Source organism: Georgenia sp. TF02-10, from assembly GCF_022759505.1.
Lineage (GTDB): Bacteria > Actinomycetota > Actinomycetes > Actinomycetales > Actinomycetaceae > TF02-10.
Window position 1 is genome coordinate 423259 of the sequence record NZ_CP094289.1, and the last position, 18224, is coordinate 441482.

General features: G+C 77.2%; 13 protein-coding genes. 9 read left to right on the plus strand and 4 right to left on the minus strand.

Translation table 11 applies throughout. The features are described 5' to 3' along the window. Positions 1-146: 146 nt before the first annotated feature. Together MF406_RS01950 and MF406_RS01955 are read left to right on the plus strand one after the other, a co-directional pair. Positions 147-749: a hypothetical protein gene (locus MF406_RS01950; protein ID WP_242896346.1), complete on the plus strand. Its 603-nt coding sequence runs from the start codon at positions 147-149 to the stop codon at positions 747-749. Then, positions 749-1417 carry a PspA/IM30 family protein gene (locus tag MF406_RS01955; RefSeq protein ID WP_242896347.1) on the plus strand — a complete coding sequence of 223 codons (669 nt, stop codon included), beginning with the start codon at positions 749-751 and terminating at the stop codon, positions 1415-1417. The genes MF406_RS01950 and MF406_RS01955 overlap by 1 nt, the downstream gene beginning before the upstream one ends. Before the next feature lie 108 nt (positions 1418-1525). Here the strand turns inward: MF406_RS01955 and MF406_RS01960 are convergent, their stop codons facing one another. Together MF406_RS01960 and MF406_RS01965 are read right to left on the minus strand one after the other, a co-directional pair. After that, on the minus strand, positions 1526-1792 hold the full coding sequence (locus tag MF406_RS01960; RefSeq protein WP_242896348.1) for a hypothetical protein: 267 nt from the start codon (positions 1790-1792) through the stop codon (positions 1526-1528). 113 nt (positions 1793-1905) lie between these two features. Next, a complete protein-coding gene (locus tag MF406_RS01965; protein ID WP_242896349.1) occupies positions 1906-2532 on the minus strand; it encodes a GNAT family N-acetyltransferase in 627 nt (208 codons plus the stop codon). A gap of 212 nt (positions 2533-2744) precedes the next feature. On the opposite strand from MF406_RS01965, the gene MF406_RS01970 reads away from it, so the two are divergent. Genes MF406_RS01970 through recD form a run of 4 tightly spaced genes read left to right on the plus strand, consistent with a single transcriptional unit; the run spans position 2745 to position 12506 of the window. Continuing rightward, positions 2745-3458: a DUF998 domain-containing protein gene (locus MF406_RS01970; RefSeq protein WP_242896350.1), complete on the plus strand. Its 714-nt coding sequence runs from the start codon at positions 2745-2747 to the stop codon at positions 3456-3458. A 29-nt stretch (positions 3459-3487) separates the two neighbouring features. Continuing rightward, a complete protein-coding gene (recC, locus tag MF406_RS01975) occupies positions 3488-6997 on the plus strand; it encodes an exodeoxyribonuclease V subunit gamma (protein ID WP_242896351.1) in 3510 nt (1169 codons plus the stop codon). Next, on the plus strand, positions 6994-10350 hold the full coding sequence (locus MF406_RS01980; protein ID WP_242896352.1) for a UvrD-helicase domain-containing protein: 3357 nt from the start codon (positions 6994-6996) through the stop codon (positions 10348-10350). The genes recC and MF406_RS01980 overlap by 4 nt, the downstream gene beginning before the upstream one ends. Beyond that, positions 10347-12506: an exodeoxyribonuclease V subunit alpha gene (gene recD / locus MF406_RS01985; RefSeq protein ID WP_242896353.1), complete on the plus strand. Its 2160-nt coding sequence runs from the start codon at positions 10347-10349 to the stop codon at positions 12504-12506. Before MF406_RS01980 ends, recD begins: the two co-directional genes overlap by 4 nt. A gap of 89 nt (positions 12507-12595) precedes the next feature. On the opposite strand, the gene MF406_RS01990 is transcribed toward recD, so the two are convergent. Next, positions 12596-13123 carry a very short patch repair endonuclease gene (locus MF406_RS01990; protein ID WP_371744571.1) on the minus strand — a complete coding sequence of 176 codons (528 nt, stop codon included), beginning with the start codon at positions 13121-13123 and terminating at the stop codon, positions 12596-12598. Here MF406_RS01990 and MF406_RS01995 point away from each other — a divergent pair. Continuing rightward, positions 13122-14696, plus strand: a complete 1575-nt coding sequence (locus MF406_RS01995) for a DNA cytosine methyltransferase (protein WP_242896355.1) — start codon at positions 13122-13124, stop codon at positions 14694-14696. The genes MF406_RS01990 and MF406_RS01995 overlap by 2 nt on opposite strands. 117 nt (positions 14697-14813) lie before the next feature. Here MF406_RS01995 and MF406_RS02000 read toward each other — a convergent pair whose 3' ends face one another. Then, positions 14814-15986, minus strand: a complete 1173-nt coding sequence (locus tag MF406_RS02000) for a hypothetical protein (protein WP_242896356.1) — start codon at positions 15984-15986, stop codon at positions 14814-14816. Between the two features lie 293 nt (positions 15987-16279). Between MF406_RS02000 and eda the strand changes: the two genes are divergently transcribed. Together eda and MF406_RS02010 are read left to right on the plus strand one after the other, a co-directional pair. Beyond that, positions 16280-16921, plus strand: coding sequence for a bifunctional 4-hydroxy-2-oxoglutarate aldolase/2-dehydro-3-deoxy-phosphogluconate aldolase (gene eda / locus MF406_RS02005; RefSeq protein WP_242896357.1), 642 nt, complete (start codon positions 16280-16282; stop codon positions 16919-16921). A gap of 150 nt (positions 16922-17071) precedes the next feature. Next, positions 17072-18202 (plus strand): sugar kinase, encoded by a 1131-nt coding sequence (locus MF406_RS02010; RefSeq protein WP_371744572.1) that lies wholly within the window; start codon positions 17072-17074, stop codon positions 18200-18202. The last annotated feature ends 22 nt before the right edge of the window (positions 18203-18224 follow it).

An 18224-nucleotide genomic window follows, 5' to 3' on the forward strand; every position in this document is an offset into this window, starting at 1 on the left:
CGGAGGTGGGCTCCCGATTCCGATGCCGGGCGCAGCCAGTTCGACGTCGGCAGGCGACCGGCTCGGGCGAGAACCGGTGACGGCCCACCGCCGGCCACTTACAGTGGAGGGGGTGGGCGCCGGCCCACCAGGTGGAGGTGCCCGAGATGACCCCCGTGCCCGCCGACGTCACCGTGGCCGACATCGGTGACGCCGTCGCCCAGCTCCTGCTCGTCGGCGGCGTGATGCTGGTCGTCCTCACCGCCGCGCTCGCCGGGACCACCTGGCTGGTGGTGCGCCGGGTCCGCCGGTCCCGGCGGCTGCGCCGCGGGATGGACCGCGGCCGGCTGGTGGTGGGCACGGTGATGGGCGACGACGCCGGGCGCCGGCTGGCCCGGATGCGGCTGGAGGTGCAGCGCTCCCTCGACGCCGTCGAGCGCAGCCTCGGCGCGGCCCGCGCGCAGCAGCGCCCGATGGGTGACCTGCCCTCGGTCGCCGCCCACCTGCAGCGCGCCGGGGAGCAGCTGGACGCCGAGCTGCGCCTGGCCGAGCGGGAGCCGGACCGCGAGCTGAAGACCGCCTGGGCCTCCTGGCTCGCCGACCAGGTCCGCGACCACACCCGCCTGGCCGCGGACCTGCGCCGCACGCTGCACCGCACCGGCCTCGCCGCCGACAACCACCACCTCCAGCGGGCCGGGGACCACCTGGCGCTGGAGGTCCAGGCGCTGCGGGTGTGGGACTCCTCCTACCGCCGCGGCCGCACGGTCTGATGTCCTTGCGACGGCGGCTGACCCGGGTGGTCCGCGCCGAGCGGGCCGCGCGGCAGCCGGCGGCCGACCCCATCGCCACGCTCGAGGCCGCGTACCAGCGCCGGCTTGAGTACATCGACCAGGCCCGCCGGTCGGTCGCCGACCTCGCGGTGCACCGCCGGCGCACCGAGCTGCTCGCCGAGCAGGCCCGGCAGGAGGCGGCCGGGCTGGACCGTCGGGCCGCCGCGGCCGTCGCCGTCGGGGACGACGACGGCGCCCGGGACCTGCTGCGCCGCGGCATCCAGGCCCGGGAGCAGGCCGACCGGCTGACCGCGCAGCACGCGGCGCTCGACGCGCGGGTGCGCGCGCTCGCGCGGACGGTGGGCGCGCTGGAGGACCGCGTGGAGCAGGACCGCCTGCGCCTGCTGGCCCTGCGCGCCGACCACGACGCCGCCCGGGCCGCGCTGGCCGCGCAGGCGCCGTGGGCGGCGGGTGAGGACACGGACGCGCTGGCCGCGGCCGAGCGGGAGGTCCGCGAGCTCCAGGCCCGCGCCGCCGCGCACGAGGAGCTGGCGTGGACCGACCCGGACTCGCCCCGGGTGCGGGAGGCGCTGGACCGGCTGGGCGCCGAGGGCGCCGTCGAGCGCGAGCTCGGCCGGCTCAGGCGCCAGGTCGAGGGCCGGCGCTGACGCCACCCCCGTCGCCCGCCGGCGGACGCCCCCGCCGCCCTCCGGCGCGGCGAGGTGGTCCGGCTCAGGGGTCCGGCGGCCCGCCCGTCGGCGCCACCCCAGGCACGATCAGGGCGCGACCTCCGGCCGGCAGTCGCGCGCCGGGACGCCGCAGTCCATGCACCACTCCTCGCCGGCGTTGGCGTCGAGCTCGTGCAGGTGCGGGCTCCCCGGCAGGACCTGCTGGGCACCGGGCGGCGTCAGGTCCCGGTAGATCGCGAACGCCGCCTCGCGGCTGAGGTCGCCGTCGCGGCTGAGGTCCATCAGACGGTCGAAGACGTCGTAGCGCTCACGGCGGATCCGTTCCGCCCGGGCGCGGGCCGACTCCGTTGGCATCGCGTCCTCCCTGGATCGGGACCGTCGCCGACCCTCCTATTGTGCCTGCTCCCGGACCTGCGTGTGGCATGCGCCACGCTCGTCGGGCCGCGGGGGCGGCCGCATCCCCGGGCCTACCGGTGCTCCCACTCGCGGGCGAGCACCCCCATGAGGACCTCGTCGTGGAAGCGCCCGTCGTGGAAGGCCGCCTCCCGACGACGGCCCTCGACGACGAACCCGCACCGCTCGTACGCCCGGATCGCATCGGTGTTGAACGCCCACACGCGGAGCTCGACCCGGTTCAGGCCCATCTCGCGAAAGGCGTAGCCGAGCATGACGTCGACGGCGTCCGGACCCAGGCCCCGGCCGGTGAACGGCGGGCCGAGGATGACGGCGAGCGTGCCCGCCCGCGCCGGCAGCCCGGCGCCGAAGACCACGATGTGCCCGGCCAGCTGGCCCTCGGCCAGCGTCTCCACGCAGAACCCCACCGAGCCCGGCCCGGCGTTGCCGCTCCAGGATCGGAACTGCTCCCCGGCGGGTCCGGCCGGGCGGGGCAGCACGCTCCCCTGCTGCAGCACCTGCCACTGGGGGTCCTGCCACCACCGGTCGAGCACGGGCAGGTCGGCGTCGGCGAGCGGCCGGAGCCGCACGTGCCTGCCGACGAGCAGGTCCCGCCCGTAGGCGCGGGCGGCGTCGCTGGTGGTCAGGGCGGGCGGGGCGGCGTCGGTCATGCCAGGGGCTCCATGGTCGGTGTCGGTCATCCAGGTCTCCAGGATCGGCGTCGGGCACCCCGCGCCAGGGTCACCGTCGGCGGGCCCGATCTGTGGTCGGTGGCAACTATGCCGTCCCCGTCCGGTATGCACACGCGCCCCGACGGCGGCAGCGACGGTGCCCGACGGCGCCCCGACGGCGCCGCGACGGCGGCTCGGCGGGGACGACCCCGCCGCGACCGCCGCGGTGCAACCATGACGGCATGGCGCCAGACCCCCGGAGCGCCGAGACGACGTCGCCGGCCGGCCACGGCCCCCGAGAGCTGACGGCCACCCGGCGGCTGCTCACCTGCGGCGTCGTCGCCGGCCCGGTCCTCCTCGCCGTCCTGCTCGGGCAGGCCCTGTGGCGGCCCGGCTTCGAGCTCGGCGTGCACGCCCTCTCGCTGCTCAGCCGCGGCGAGCACGGCTGGACCCAGATCGCCGCGTTCGTGCTGACCGGGCTGCTCGTCGGCGCCGCCGGCGCCGGGGTGCGCCGGGCCGCGCCGGGCACCAGCGGCGCCCTCGCCGGCTGGCTGGTGACGGCCATGGGCGCCGGGCTTGTGCTCGCCGGCGCCTTCGTGGTGGACCCCGGGACCGGGTTCCCGCCCGGCGGCCCGCCGCCGGCCCTCGAGCTGTCGTGGCACGGCGCGCTGCACGACGTCGGCACCGCCCTGGCGCTGAACGCCGGGGTGGCGGCGGCGCTGGTGCTGGCCTGGTACGCCGCCCGCGCCGGCGCCCGGGCCGCGTCGGCGGGCTCCCTGCTCGCCGCCGTCGCCGTGGCGGCGCTCGCCTGGTGGGGCGGGCCCGGCGTCCCGCTGCGGGTGACCGTGGCGGTGACCGTGCTCGCCGCCTGGCTCACCGCCGCCTGCCTGGTGCTCCGCCGCCGCCTGTGCACAGAAGGAGCGGGCCGCGGCGGGCCTGTCGGTGGGTCGGCATAGGCTGCTCGGGACCAGGAAGGGGTGAGCCGGTGCTCCACCTGCACCGTTCCGAGCGGGCGGACGCCCTCGTCCGGCCGCTGGCGGACCTGCTCGCCGAGCCGCCCGCGGACCCGTTCGCCGCGGACGTCGTCGCGGTGCCCACCCGCGGGGTGGAGCGGTGGCTTGCCCAGCGGCTCTCCCACCACCTCGGCACCGGGCCCGACGGCGAGCCCGGGGTGTGCGCCAACGTCACCTTCGGCTCCCCGGCCCGGCTCGTGGCCGAGGTGCTCACCGCAGCGGTCGACCGCGGCGACGCCGACCCGTGGGACCGCGAGCGGCTCACCTGGCCGCTGCTGGCGGTGGTCGACGAGACCGCCGGGGAGCCGTGGGCCGCGCCACTAGACCGCTACCTCGGCACCGGCCGGGAGGACGACACCCGCCGCGGCCGCCGGCTCGGCCTGGCCCGGCACCTGGCCCGGCTCTTCGCCGGCTACGCCACCCAGCGGCCGGACATGGTCCTCGCCTGGGCGCAGGGCCGGGACGAGGACGGCGCCGGCCAGCCGGTGCCCGCGGACGTCGCCTGGCAGCCGCGGCTGTGGCGCCGCCTGCGCGCGCAGGTCGGCGTCACCAGCCCGGCCGAGCACCTCGCCGACGCCCTGCAGACCCTCCGCGCCCGGCCGGCCGTCGTCGACCTGCCCGACCGGCTGTCGGTGTTCGGGCCCACCCGGCTGCCCGAGGACCAGCTCCGGGTCCTTACCGCGCTCGGCCTGCACCGCGACGTCCACCTCTGGCTCCCGCACCCCTCCCCGGCACTGTGGGACCGGGTCGCCGCCGCGGGCGGCACCACCTCCCGGCGCCGGCGCGACCAGCCCGCCGTCGCCGAGCACCCGCTGCTGGCCTCGATGGCCCGCGACGCCACCGAGCTGCAGCTGCGGCTGCGCGCGGTCACGGGTCCCGGGCCGGCCGCCGTCGGCCCCGGCATCTCCACCGCCCCCGACCCCGCCGCCGTCGTCACCCACCACCCGGCCCCGCCCCCGCCGCCCACCCTGCTCGGCGCCCTGCAGCGGCGGCTCCGCGCGGACGACCCCGACGCCGCCCCGCACCCGCTCGACCCGGCCGACCGCAGCGTCCAGGTGCACGCCTGCCACGGCCCCAGCCGGCAGGTGGAGGTGCTGCGCGAGGTGCTCGCCGGCCTCTTCGCCGACGACCCCACCCTCGAGCCGCGCGACGTCATCGTCATGGCGCCGGACGTGGAGGCCGTCGCCCCGCTCGTCGCCGCCACCTTCGGCCTGGTCGCCGAGGACGACGGCGTCCCGCCCGGCGCCGTCCACCCCGGCCAGACCCTGCGCGTGCGCCTGGCGGACCGCTCGCCCGGCGCCGCCAACCCCGTGCTCACCGTCCTGTCCGCCCTGCTCCGGCTCGCCGACGGCCGGGTCACCGCCTCGGAGGTGCTCGACCTGGCGGCCACCGAGCCGGTCCGCCGCCGGTTCCGGCTGACCGAGGAGGACCTGGACCGCGTCCGCGGCTGGTCGGTCGAGGCCGGCGTGCACTGGGGGGAGGACCTCGCCCGCCGCGCCCGGTTCGGGCTGCCCGAGCTGCGCCAGGGCACCTGGGACCTCGCCCTGGACCGCATCCTGCTCGGGGCCGCGATGGCCGAGGAGGACTACCGGTTCGTCGGCCCCGCCCTGCCCATGGACGACGTCGACAGCACCGACATCGACCTCGCCGGCCGCCTCGCCGAGCTCCTCGCCCGGCTGACCGACGTGCTCGCCGCCCTCGACGGCGCCCACCCGCTCGGCCACTGGCTGGACACCCTGGACCGCGCCCTGGCGCTGCTCACCGACACCGGCCCCGCCGAGGCCTGGCAGCAGGTCCAGGCCCGCCGCGTGCTGGCCGACGTGCGCACCACCAGCGCCGAGCACGCCGACCTGCCGCTGCGCCTGCCCGACGTCCGGGCCCTCCTCGCCGACCGCCTCCAGGGCCGGCCCACCCGCGCGGGCTTCCGCACCGGCGCGCTGACCGTCTGCTCGATGGAGCCGATGCGCGCGGTGCCGCACCGGGTCGTCTGCCTCCTCGGCGTCGACGACGGCGCCTTCCCCCGCACCGCGGCCGCCGACGGCGACGACCTGCTCCTGCGCGACCCGTGCCTGGGCGAGCGGGACCGCCGCAGCGAGGACCGCCAGCTCTTCCTCGATGCCGTCACCGCCGCCACCGAGCACCTCGTGGTCCTCTACAGCGGCGCCGACGAGCGCACCGGCGCCACCCGCCCGCCCGCGGTGCCGGTCGGGGAGCTGCTCGACGCGCTCGACGCCGCCGCCACCGCCCCGGACGGCCGCCGGGTCGCCGAGCACGTCCTGCTCCGCCACCCCCTCCAGGTGGTCGACGAGCGGAACTTCACCGCCGGCGCCCTCGGCCGGCCCGGGCCGTTCAGCTTCGACGCCGTCGCCCACCGTGGGGCGCTGGCCGGCCGTGCCGGCCGCGCCGACGGTGCCGGCGTCGGTGCTGTCGGTGCCGCAGGTCCCGCCGGTGCCGCAGGTCCCGCCGGCACGGCCCGCTCGGCCGGCCGTGCCGTGCCGGCCGCGTTCCTCCCCGCCCCGCTGCCGCCGCAGGAGCCCACCCTCGGGATCGACCTCGACGACCTGCTCGCCATGCTCGAGCACCCGGTCAGGTGGTTCCTGCGCCGCCGGCTCCAGCTCTCCCTCGCCGGGGAGGCCCCCGACGTCGCGGACCGGCTCCCGCTGACCCTGGACGGCCTGCAGACCTGGCAGATCGGGGACCGGCTGCTGGCCGCCCGGCTCGCCGGGGTCGACCCGCACCGGGCGGTCGCGGCGGAGTGGCGCCGCGGCCAGGTCCCGCCCAAGGAGCTCGGCCGGGCCACCCTCCTCGACGTCGGCACCCGGGTCCTGCCGGTGGGCGACGCCGCCCAGCGCTACGCCGTCGGCCCCGCGACCGCCGTCGACCTCACCGCCCCGCTGCCGGCCGCCACCCCCGCCGGGACCACCCTGACCGGCACCGTCCCCGGCGTCCACGGCGAGACCGTCCTGCGCGCCGTCTACTCCCGGCTCGCGCCCAAGCACCGGCTGCGCGCCTGGGCCCAGGTCCTCGCCCTCGCCGCCGCCCACCCGGGCCGCCGCTGGCAGGCGGTGACCATCGGCCGGCCGCGGCACAACCGGCCCGGCGCCGTCGTCTCCCGGCTCACCGCCCCCTCCCAGGCCGAGGCCCGCCAGCACCTCGGAGCGCTCGTCGAGCTGCGCGCTGCGGCCCTGCGCGAGCCGCTGCCGCTGCCCCCCGGCGCCGCCTGCGCCTACGCCAACAGCCGCCACGGCGGGGACTCCCCGGCCATGGCGCTGGAGAATGCGGCCCGGGAGTGGGCCGCCGGCTTCGAGCGCACCGACGCCTACCACGTCCTGTGCTGGGGCCCGGCGGCGCTGGTCGACCTCGCCGGCACCCCCACCCCCGACGAGCAGGCCTGGTGGCCGGAGGAGCCCACCCGGCTCGGCGTCCTCGCCCGCCGGGTCTGGGAGCCGCTGCTCGGCCACGAGGAGACCGAGCTCCCATGAGCCTGACGACGACCGACACCCGCGTCTTCGACGTCTGCGGGGACCTGCCCACCGGCACCACCGTGCTCGAGGCCAGCGCCGGCACCGGGAAGACCTTCACCATCGCCGCGCTGGCCACCCGGTACGTCGCCGAGGGGGTCGCGGAGCTCACCGAGCTGATGATCGTCACGTTCGGCCGGGCCGCCACCTCCGAGCTGCGCGACCGGGTCCGGGACCGGCTGCTGACCACCGAGCGGGCGCTGCGCAGCCCGTCCGCCCGGACCAGCGAGGACGCCCTCGTCGCCCACCTCGCCGCCGTCGACGACGCCGAGCTGGCCGCCCGCCGCCGCCGGCTGACCCGGGCGCTGGCCCAGTTCGACGCCGCCACCATCACCACCACCCACGGCTTCTGCCAGCAGATGCTCACCTCCCTCGGCGTCGCCGGCGACGTCGACGCCGACGCCACCTTCGTCCCGGACATCGCCGACCTGGTCGCGGAGGTGGTCGACGACCTCTACCTGCGCCGGTACGCCGGCGAACGCGCACCGGTCCTCACCCCGGCCGACGCGACCGCCGTCGCCCGGGCCGCCGTCAGCGACCACCAGGCCGCCCTCGAGCCCACCGACGCCCCGCCCACCTCCCTCGCCGGGCACCGGTACGCCTTCGCCCGGGACGCCCGCGCGGAGGTGCTGCGCCGCAAGCGGGCCCGCCGGCTGCTGGACTACGACGACCTCCTCGTCCTGCTCCGCGACGCCCTGACCGACCCCGACCACGGCCCGGCCGCCGCCGGCCGGGTCCGCTCCCGCTACCGGGTGGTCCTGGTCGACGAGTTCCAGGACACCGACCCGGTCCAGTGGGAGATCCTGCGCGCCGCGTTCCACGGCCACCGCACCCTCGTCCTGATCGGCGACCCCAAGCAGGCCATCTACGCCTTCCGCGGCGGGGACGTGGTCACCTACCTCGCCGCCCGCCAGGACGCCACCGCCACCGCCACCCTCGGCCGGAACTGGCGCAGCGACGCCCCGCTGCTGCGCGGCCTGCACACCGTCCTCGGCGGCGCCGCCCTGGGCACCGAGGAGATCCTCGTCCGCCCGGTCGACGCCCAGCACCCCGGCCGCCGGCTGGACGGCGGCCCGCCCCTGCGGCTGCGGCAGGTCACCCGCGAGCCGTTCCGGCTCCGCGGCACCAAGACCCCCAAGGTCGGCCAGGTCCGCGAGCTCATCGCGGCCGACGTCGCCGCGGACGTGGTCCGCCAGCTCACCACCACCCGGCTGCTCGGCGACGGCGGCCGGTGGCGGGGGCTGCAGCCCGGGGACGTCGCGGTGCTCACCCGCCGCAACGCCGACGCCGCCGCCGTCCGGGAGGCGCTCGCCGGCGCCGGGGTCCCCGCCGTCGTCTCCGCCCAGGTCAGCGTGTTCGCCGCCCCCGCCGCCGAGCACTGGCTCACCCTGCTCACCGCCCTGGAGCAGCCCGGCCACGCCGGCCGCACCGCGGCGCTGGCGCTGACCCCGTTCGTCGGGTGGGACGCCACCCACCTGGCCGGCGCGAGCGACGCCGAGCGGGAGGAGCTCGCCGACCAGGTGCGCCGCTGGGCCCGGCTGCTCGCCGAGCGCGGCGTCGCGGCGCTGCTCGAGGCGGTCAACGCCGCCGGCGTGGCCGAGCGGCTGATGCGCCGGGGCGCCGGCGAGCGGGACCTGACCGACCTGCGCCACGTCGGCCAGGCGCTGCACCTGGCGGCCGTGCAGGACCGGCTCGGCGTGGCCGCGCTGACCGACTGGCTGCGCCGGCGGGTGGCCGAGGCCGAGGAGGACTACACCGAGGAGCGCAGCCGCCGGCTGGAGACCGACGCCGCCGCCGTGCAGGTGGTCACCACGCACGCCAGCAAGGGCCTGGAGTTCCCGGTCGTCTACGTCCCGTTCGGGTGGGACCGGTACGAGAGCCGCACCCCGCCGGTGCTGCGGTTCCACGACGACGCCGGGCGCCGGCTGCTGCACGTCGGCGGCACCGCCGACAAGGGCTACGACGCCGCCCGGGACCGGCACCTCGCCGAGGAGCGCGGGGAGGACCTGCGCCTGCTCTACGTCGCCCTGACCCGGGCGGCCAGCCAGGTGGTGGCCTGGTGGGCGCCGTCGACGAACTCCGCCGGCGGGCCGCTCAGCCGGCTGCTGCTCGGCGGCCCGGCCCCCGGGCAGCTGCCGCCGGACCGGGTAGCGGTGGCCGCGGACGAGCAGGTCGCCGCCGCGCTCGCGGACCTGGCCGCCCGGTCCGGCGGGACCATCGCGGTGGAGCAGGTGACCGACCGGCCGGCCCCGGCCCGGTGGACCCCGCCGGCGCCCGCCCCGCCCCCGCTCGCCGTCGCCCGGCTGGGCCGCACCCTGGACCGCGCCTGGCGGCGCACCTCCTACACCGGGCTCACCGCCGCCGCGCACGCCGCGGGCGTGGGCAGCGAGCCGGAGACCACCGGCGTGCAGGACGAGGCCGACGTGGTCGTGCACGGGCCGGGGGGCGCGGGCGCGGGTGCGACGGGCGCCGGCGCCGCGGACCCGGCCCGCCTCGCCTCCCCGATGGCCGACCTGCCCGCCGGCGCCGCGTTCGGCACCCTCGTCCACGGCGTCCTCGAGCAGGTCGACACCGGCGCCCCGGACCTCGGCGCCGAGCTGCTCGCCCGCTGCCGGGAGGCGATGACCGCCCGGGTGCCCGGCGTCGACCCCCAGGTGCTGGCCGCCGCGCTCGCGCACGTGATGGCCACCCCGCTGGGCCCGCTCGCCGGCGGCACCACCCTCGCCGCCGTCCCGCCGGCCGACCGGCTCGCCGAGCTCGAGTTCGAGCTGCCGCTCGCCGGCGGGGACGCCCCGGCCGGGCCGGCGGCCACCCTGCCCGACGTCGCCGACCTGCTGCGCCGGCACCTGCCCGCCGACGACGTCTTCGCGCCCTACGCCGACCACCTCGCCGCGCTCGGCGAGGCGCAGCTGCGCGGCTACCTCACCGGCAGCATCGACGCCGTGCTGCGGCTGCGGCCGGGCGGGCCCCGCTATCTGGTGGTGGACTACAAGACCAACCGGCTCGGGCCGCCGGAGGAGCCGCTGACCGCCTGGCACTACCGGCCCGCGGCGCTGGCCGAGGCGATGATGCAGGCGCACTACCCGCTCCAGCTCCTGCTCTACCTCGCCGCGCTGCACCGATACCTGCGCTGGCGCCAGCGCGGCTACGACCCCGAGCGGCACCTGGCCGGCGGGCTGTACCTGTTCGTCCGCGGCATGTGCGGACCCGGCACGCCCGCGGCCGACGGCACGCCGTACGGCGTCATGGCGTGGCGCCCGCCCGCCGCGCTCGTGGTCGAGCTCTCCACGCTGCTCCAGGGGCGGCGGCCGTGAGCGCCAGGCCGACCGGGGCGGGCGGTGTGCGGGCCGCGGACGGGTCGCCGGCCGCGGCACCGGCCGGGACTACCGTCGGTGACGTCCGGCTCGCCCTGCACGCCCCGCCGCTGCTCACCCCGTTCAACGCCGCCGGGGTCCTCACCGCCGCCGACGTGCATGTCGCCGCGCGGCTGGGCCGGCTGGCCGGGGAGACCGACCAGCGGGTCCTCCTCGCCGTCGCCCTGGCGGTGCGGGCGGTGCGCGCCGGGTCGGTATGCGTCCGGCTGGACGACCTCGGCGCGTTCGCGATCCCCGAGACCGAGGACACCCCCGCACCCGCGTCGGCGGCCGGCCCCGATCCGGTCGGGGACACTGCCGCGACGGCGACGGCGACGGCGACGGCGAGTCCGACGGCGGCCGCGGCGGCCGGGGTGCTGCCGTGGCCCGAGCCGGGCGGCTGGGCGGCGGCGGTGGCGGCCAGCCCGCTGGTCGCCGCCGGCGTGGACGGGCCCGTGGACCGGCCGGTGCGGTGGGTGGGCGAGCGCCTCTACCTCGACCGGTACTGGCGCGACGAGCTCCTCGTGCGCCGCGCGGTCGACGGCCGCCTCGCCGGCTCCGTGCCGGGCACCCCACCGGGGACGCCGTCGGGCACCGCGCCGCGAACCCCGTCGCAGGCGTCACCGTTCGCCTCGGCGTCCACCGCGCCGGCCACCCCGCCGGGCGCCCCCTCGCCCATCCCGCCGGGCGCCGTCGCCGCGGACCGGCTCAGCGCCGTCGTGCACCGGCTCTTCCCCGCCGCGGGGGACGACCGGCAGCGGCTGGCGGCGGCCACGGCGGTGCTGAGCCGGCTCACCGTGCTCACCGGCGGGCCCGGGACCGGCAAGACGACGACGGTCGCCCGGGTGCTCGCCGTCCTGCAGGAGGTGGCCGGCCCCGGGCTGCGGATCGCGCTGGCCGCCCCGACCGGCAAGGCCGCGGCTCGGCTGCAGGAGGCGGTGCGCGACGCGGTCGCGAGCTTCGCCGACGCCGACCGGGAGCGGGTGGGCGCGCCCGAGGCGACCACCGTGCACCGCCTGCTCGGTTGGCAGCCGGGCACCTCGACCCGGTTCCGGCACGGCGCGCACCACCACCTGCCGCACGACGTCGTGGTGGTGGACGAGACGTCGATGGTGTCGCTGCCGCTCATGGCCCGGCTGCTCGAGGCGCTGCGCCCGGAGGCCCGCCTGGTGCTCGTCGGCGACCCCGACCAGCTCGCCTCGGTGGAGGCCGGCGCGGTGCTCGGTGACCTCGTCGGGCGCCCGCCGGTGGCCGCGGCGGTCCCCAGTGTGGAGCCGTTCGTCCCGGGCGACCTGACCGGCCAGGAGCGCGAGCAGCTCCGCAACGGCGTCGTCCGGCTCACCATCGTCCACCGGCAGGACCACGGCAGCGCGATCCTGCCGCTCGCCGCCGCGGTCCGGGCCGGCGACGCCGACCGGGCGCTCGCCGTCCTGCGCGCCGGCGACCCCTCGGTCACCTTCACCGCCGTGGGGGAGCGGCTCACCGAGGAGGAGGTCGCGCCGGTGCGGGCCGACGCCGAGGCGGCCGGCGCGGCCCTGGTCGCCGCCGCCCGGGCCGGGGACGCAGCCGGGGCGCTGGAGGCCCTGTCCGCGCACCGGCTCATGCTCGCCCACCGGCGCGGCCCGGCCGGGGTCGCCCGCTGGGCCGCCCTGGTGGAGGAGTGGGTCAGTGCGGCGGCCGGCCCGGACCCCCGACCGGCCTCGGCGCCCCAGGCCGGGACGCCGTGGTACCCGGGCCGGCCGCTGCTGGTCACCGCCAACGACCGCGAGACGGGCCTGTACAACGGGGACACCGGCGTCCTGGTCGCCGACGGCGACGGCGGCGTCGTCGCCGTGTTCGGCGACCCGGCCGACCCGCTCCGGGTGCGGCCGCACCGCCTGCCGCCGGTGGAGACGGTGCACGCCATGACCGTCCACCGCGGGCAGGGCAGCCAGTTCCGGAAGGTCTCGATCATCCTGCCGCCGGCCACCTCCCCGCTGCTCACCCGCGAGCTGCTCTACACCGCCGTCACCCGCGCCCGGGAGGCGGTGCACGTCGTCGGGACCGCGGAGGCGGTCCGGGTGGCGGTCGGGCGACCGGTCCGCCGGGCTAGCGGGCTGCGGGAGCCGCTGACCTGAGGGTCATCGTCTCGCCGTGACCCCTGCCGTACCGATGTGACGGGACGGTGCGGCGGTACTGGGCTATCCAGGGGCGCGGACCGCCGCGACTATCCCGGCGCGCGGACCGCCGCGGTGATCCGGGTGGCGGCCTGGGCCATGTCCTCGTGCTCCCAGAACCGCAGCACGGTCCATCCCTGGGCGACCAGCAGGGCGGTGGTGTCGGCGTCCCGGTCCCGGTTCGCGGTCAGCTTCGCCTGCCACCAGCTCCGGTTCGCCGCCGGCCGTGTGCCGTGCTCCGGGCAGCCGTGCCAGAAGCAGCCGTCGACGAACACCGCGACCCGCGCGCGGGGGAAGGCGATGTCGATGGTCCGACGGCGGTTGCCCGGGACGGGGTAGGTGACGCGGTAGCGCAGCCCAGCCCGGTGCAGGACCCGCCGGAGCGCGACCTCGGGCGCGGTGTCCCGCCGCCGGGCCACCGACATCCGCCGCGAAGCGCCCGCGCTCGACGGACCGGGGTGGGCCGGGACGTGAAAGCCCCTCCCGCTACCCGCCGCGCCACCGGGGCCGGAGGCAGCAGCTGCCGGGCCGCCGTCGGCCGGGGCGATGTCAGTGGGCGAAGCTACGTTCGAGGGCATGGACTCCGCAGACGCCCGCGTGCCGGTCACGTTCCCGCCCTCCCTGCTCCCCCAGCTGCCGGCACCACGCTATGCCACCCGCAACGAGCGGCCCCTCCGCGCGCCGGTGCGGGCCGGCCGGTCGGCAGAGACTAAGCTGTCGAGCGTGGCGGGCAGCGGGCAGACGGTCGACGGCGATGTGTCGACGGTCGATGGCGACGGCGACTCCTCGTTCCGGTTCGTCGACCTCTTCGCCGGCATCGGCGGCTTCCACGCGGTGCTCGCCGGGTTCGGCGGGACCTGCGTCTTCGCCTCGGAGATCGACGACCGGGCGGCAGCGGTGTACGAGCGCAACTGGGCGACCGACGTCGCCGGGGACATCATCCCGCTGACCACCGCCCGGATGGACGTGCCCGAGCACGAGGTGCTCGCCGCCGGCTTCCCCTGCCAGCCCTTCTCCAAGTCGGGGTTCCAGCGGGGCATGGAGGAGACCCGCGGAACGCTCTTCTGGAACATCGCCCGGGTGCTGGCGGAGCGGCGGCCTGGCGTCATCCTGCTGGAGAACGTCCGGAACCTGGCCGGGCCGCGGCACCGGGAGACGTGGGCGACCATCATCGCCACGCTGCGCCAGCTCGGCTACAAGGTCTCCGCCGTGCCCGTGGTGTTCTCCCCGCACCTGCTGCCCCCCGAGCTGGGCGGCACGCCGCAGGTGCGGGACCGGGTGTTCATCCCGGCGACCTACGTCGGCCGGGAGCGCGCCGAGCGGGAGACCCAGGTGCCCCCGGCCGTCCCGTACGCGCCGGTCCTCCGCCCGGAGGGCGAGCGGTGGGACCCCCAGCTCTGGGACCTCGAGACCGACCTCCCGCTCGAGGATGACGCCCAGATCGAGGACCTGCCGCGCTACCGGCTCACCGCCGAGGAGGAGCGCTGGATCGACCTCTGGGACGACTTCGTCCAGGTCCTCCGCCCGCGGATGCCCGGCCGCAAGCTGCCCGGCTTCCCCATCTGGGCGGACGCGTTCGTGCCCGTGCCGCAGATCGGTGCCGACACCCCGCGGTGGAAGGCGAACTTCCTGCGGAAGAACTCCGACCTGTACAACGCCCACGCCGACGTCATCGACGCCTGGCTGGACCGGCACGACCACCTCGCCGGCGTGCCCGCCTCCCGGCGCAAGCTCGAGTGGCAGGCGCAGCAGACCGGGTCGCTGTGGGACACGCTCATGCACTTCCGCCCCTCCGGCATCCGGGCGAAGCGCCCGACCTACGTCCCGGCGCTGGTGGCGATCACCCAGACCAGCATCATCGGCAGCCGTCGTCGGCGGCTGACCCCGCGGGAGACCGCTCGGCTGCAGGGGCTGGACGACTCGTTCGACTTCGGGAGCCAGCCGGACGCGGCGTCGTACAAGCAGATGGGAAACGGGGTGAACGTCGGGGCGGCCAGCTACGTCCTGCGTGAGCACGTGCGCCAGCACCTCGAGGACGTGACGGCCGTGGCGCCCGGCCTGGCACGCGCGGTCGTCACGGGCGCGGGTGCTGGCGCCAGCACCGTCGCCGCCGACGGCGTGCAGCGGCCGGACGCCGTCCTGGTCGGGTAGCACCGCGCAGAGGTCCCGGCGGGGACGAGCGCCCAGGGGCGCGGGCGGGCCCCTGACCGGAGGGCTCAGCGCGGGCGGCTCCCGACCGGGGAGTCGCGGTGCATGCGCGCGCGGGCATCAGCGGCGGCGTCGGGCGGCGAACAGCGCCTCGAACTGCTGGCGCTGGATGCTGTACAGGTTCGGCGGCTGGGCGTCGGCGAAGTGGGCGAACCACAGCGGGACGGGCACGAACCGGCCCGCCGCCACGGCTCGACGCATCAGCCCTTCGACGAACCGCTCGTCGACCGAGTGGGCCCGGTTGTTGGCCACCAGCGGGAGCTCCTGGAGGTCCTCGGCGGGCAGGACGTAGACGCCGGGCAGCAGGGGTGCCGCGTCCAGGGTCAGCACCTCGGCGGGCCGCGCAGCTGCCCCGGGTCTGGCTCGCCGGCTCTTCGGCGGGGTGGCCAGCCACAGGTCCTGGGTGGCGATGTGGTCGCCACCCAGCCGCGGCCACATGTCGTGGAACGACAGGTCTTCCCACGCGCCGGTCACCCACCGGTCCGTCACCTCGAGCTCGCGGGCCGAGATCGGTCGCGCCAGGACCAGGTCGTGACGCCCCGGCGTGATCGCGCGCTTCTTGATCTTCTGCAGCCCGAGGTTCCCCGCGAACCGCCCGGTCTGCGAGCCTTCGCCGTCGGGTGCCGCGGCCGACGATGCGGCCGTCCACCGGAGGCTGCCGCGGATCCCGGCGTAGACGAGCACGACGGAGTGCTCGTAGCGCCAGGTGTCCCGGACGGGCTCGTACCGGTTTCCCACCCGCGTGCCGCCCGTCCACCACACCGCGAAGCCGGGCTGCATGTTCTCCTTGTGGCTCAGCAGCAGGTCGTCCAGGCCGTAGTCCCAGGTCTCCTTGCCGCTGCGGCGCCGGAGCTGGACGTCGGGATGGTTCTCCCGCAGGTAGGTGCCGAACGTGTCGAAGAACAGGTCCTCCAGCTGAGCCGCGGACGCCATCTGGTAGTTGTCCTCGCGGAACTGCCGCTGACCGGCGACCCACGGCAGGAGGAAGTCCGCGCGGTCCAGCATCCGGCGGACGAGCCCGACGAACCGGTCGATCCCGGGCTGCCCGCTCTGGCCCGCCGGCTCCGGCCCGCTCTGGCCCGCCGCCTCCCGCCCGGTCTGGTCAGCCGGCTCATGCCCAGGCGGCTCCGGCGGATGCTCGACCGGCTGCTGGTCGGGCCAGTCCGCCGGCTCCGGGACGCCGAACAGGTCGAACTGCTGGCCGACGGCGGTCCGGTCGCGATCGTGACCCACCCCAGGACCGTAGCGGCCAGAACGCGGGACTCCCCGCGCAGCCACCTGCGCAGGCACTGCCTGGGTCGCAGCGCTCGCGGAAGCGCCGGACCCGCGAGCGGCGCGCCAGCGGGTATCGCACGCGGCTGTTGTCACCGCTTTGACCCGGCGGTGAGATCTGATTCCCGGGAGCACCGACCTGGTTCGTGCTAGCGTCGGTCCCGCTATACGGATGCAAGTTCCACCATGCAGGAAGCACTCACCTACGACCGAGATACCTGCCTTGTCAGGTACCTGCCTACGAAGGAGTAGTCATGGACGTTCTGTCGGTGCTGAGCGCCGCTCGCCTGGTGCCGGTGGTGGTCCTGGACGACGCCGCCCAGGCCGACGGGCTGGCCGGCGCCCTCGTGGCCGGTGGCCTACCGGTCGCGGAGGTGACGTTCCGGACCGCTGCCGCCGCCGAGTCGATCCGCATGATGGCCGAGCGGGGCGACATCCTTGTCGGCGCTGGCACCGTCCTGACGGTCGAGCAGGTCGACCAGGCAGTGGCGGCGGGCGCGAGCTACGTCGTCTCCCCGGGGCTGAGCCGGGCGGTGGTCGAACGCTGCGGCGAGCACGGAGTGCTGGCGCTGCCCGGCGCGGTGACCGCCACGGAGATCCAGGCGGCACTCGAGCTCGGGCTGACGACGGTGAAGTTCTTCCCGGCCGGCACCTCCGGAGGTGCCCCGGCGATCAAGGCGCTCGCGGCCCCGTTCGGTGGGGTGCGGTTCGTGCCGACCGGTGGGGTCGGCCCGAAGAACCTGGCCGACTACCTGGCGCTCCCCGCGGTCGCGGCGGTGGGCGGGTCGTGGATGGTGCCGCGGGACCTGGTCGCGGCCGGGGACCTCGCCGAGGTAACCCGGCTGACCTCCGAGGCCGTCGCGCTGGCGCAGCGTCTGGCACCGGCGCCGGCCTGACCGGGGAGTCACGGCCGGCCGCGTCGAGCGTCACGTCCCGCCCGGCGTCGTCGGCGGCATCAATGGACCACGTTCGGCCGGCAGCGCCGGCCGCAGCCCGCGGCGGTCCCGACCGCGGGCGATCGATATCGAGACCTGAGGAGTGTTCCCGTGAGTGTTGCCGACCTGCCCGCCGAGATCGCGGCGCTGAACCTGCGCCCCGCCGAGGAGTGCCGCTACGACGCCGTGTCGCTGGGAGAGGTGATGCTGCGGCTGGACCCCGGGGAGGGGCGGATCCGCACCGCGCGCTCGTTCCGGGCCTGGGAGGGCGGCGGGGAGTACAACGTCACCCGCGGCCTGCGCCGGGCGTTCGGGCTGCGCGGGGCGGTGGTGACCGCGCTGGCCGACAACGAGATCGGCCGCCTGGTGGAGGACTTCATCCTCGCCGGCGGGGTGGACACGCAGCTCATCAGGTGGGTGCCCTACGACGGGATCGGCCGCAGCGTGCGCAACGGGCTGAACTTCACCGAGCGCGGGTTCGGGGTGCGCGGCGCGGTGGGGGTCTCCGACCGGGGGCACACCGCCGCCGCCCAGCTCGGCCCGGACGACGTCGACTGGGACCACCTCTTCGGCGACCTCGGGGTGCGCTGGCTGCACACCGGCGGGATCTACGCCGCGCTGTCGCCGACGTCGGCCCAGACGGTGCTCGCGGCGGTGACCGCCGCGAAGAAGCACGGCACCGTCGTCTCCTACGACCTGAACTACCGGCCCTCGCTGTGGAAGTCGATCGGCGGGCAGGCCAGGGCCCAGGAGGTCAACAAGGCGATCGCCGAGCACATCGACGTCATGATCGGCAACGAGGAGGACTTCACCGCCGCCCTCGGCTTCGAGGTCGAGGGGGTCGACGAGAACCTCTCCACCCTCGAGGTCGAGAAGTTCGCCGCCATGATCGACAAGGTGGCCGCCGCCTACCCGAACTTCAAGGTCATCGGCAACACGATCCGCACCGTGCGCTCCGCCTCCCGCAACGACTGGGGCGCGATCGCCTGGTCTCCGGCCACCGGCGTGGTCCAGGCGACCCACCGGAAGGACCTGGAGATCATGGACCGGGTCGGCGGGGGCGACTCATTCGCCTCCGGCCTCATCTACGGCCTGCTCGACGGCCAGCCGCTGGCCACCGCCGTGGAGTACGGCGCCGCCCACGGCGCCCTGGCCATGACCACCCCGGGCGACACGACCATGGCCACCAAGGCCGAGGTCCTCAAGCTCGCCGCCGGCGGCGGGGCCCGCGTCGACCGCTGACCAGCACCGCACCGCCGTCGTC

Bases quoted from the DNA above. Each gene is read 5' to 3' on its own strand.
- eda (WP_242896357.1), top strand. From the start codon at position 16,280: ATGGACGTTCTGTCGGTGCTGAGCGCCGCTCGCCTGGTGCCGGTGGTG.
- MF406_RS01960 (WP_242896348.1), bottom strand. From the start codon at position 1,792: ATGCCAACGGAGTCGGCCCGCGCCCGGGCGGAACGGATCCGCCGTGAG.
- MF406_RS01980 (WP_242896352.1), top strand. From the start codon at position 6,994: ATGAGCCTGACGACGACCGACACCCGCGTCTTCGACGTCTGCGGGGAC.
- MF406_RS01990 (WP_371744571.1), bottom strand. From the start codon at position 13,123: ATGCCCTCGAACGTAGCTTCGCCCACTGACATCGCCCCGGCCGACGGC.
- MF406_RS01995 (WP_242896355.1), top strand. From the start codon at position 13,122: ATGGACTCCGCAGACGCCCGCGTGCCGGTCACGTTCCCGCCCTCCCTG.
- MF406_RS01955 (WP_242896347.1), top strand. From the start codon at position 749: ATGTCCTTGCGACGGCGGCTGACCCGGGTGGTCCGCGCCGAGCGGGCC.
- MF406_RS01965 (WP_242896349.1), bottom strand. From the start codon at position 2,532: ATGACCGACACCGACCATGGAGCCCCTGGCATGACCGACGCCGCCCCG.
- MF406_RS01970 (WP_242896350.1), top strand. From the start codon at position 2,745: ATGGCGCCAGACCCCCGGAGCGCCGAGACGACGTCGCCGGCCGGCCAC.
- MF406_RS01950 (WP_242896346.1), top strand. From the start codon at position 147: ATGACCCCCGTGCCCGCCGACGTCACCGTGGCCGACATCGGTGACGCC.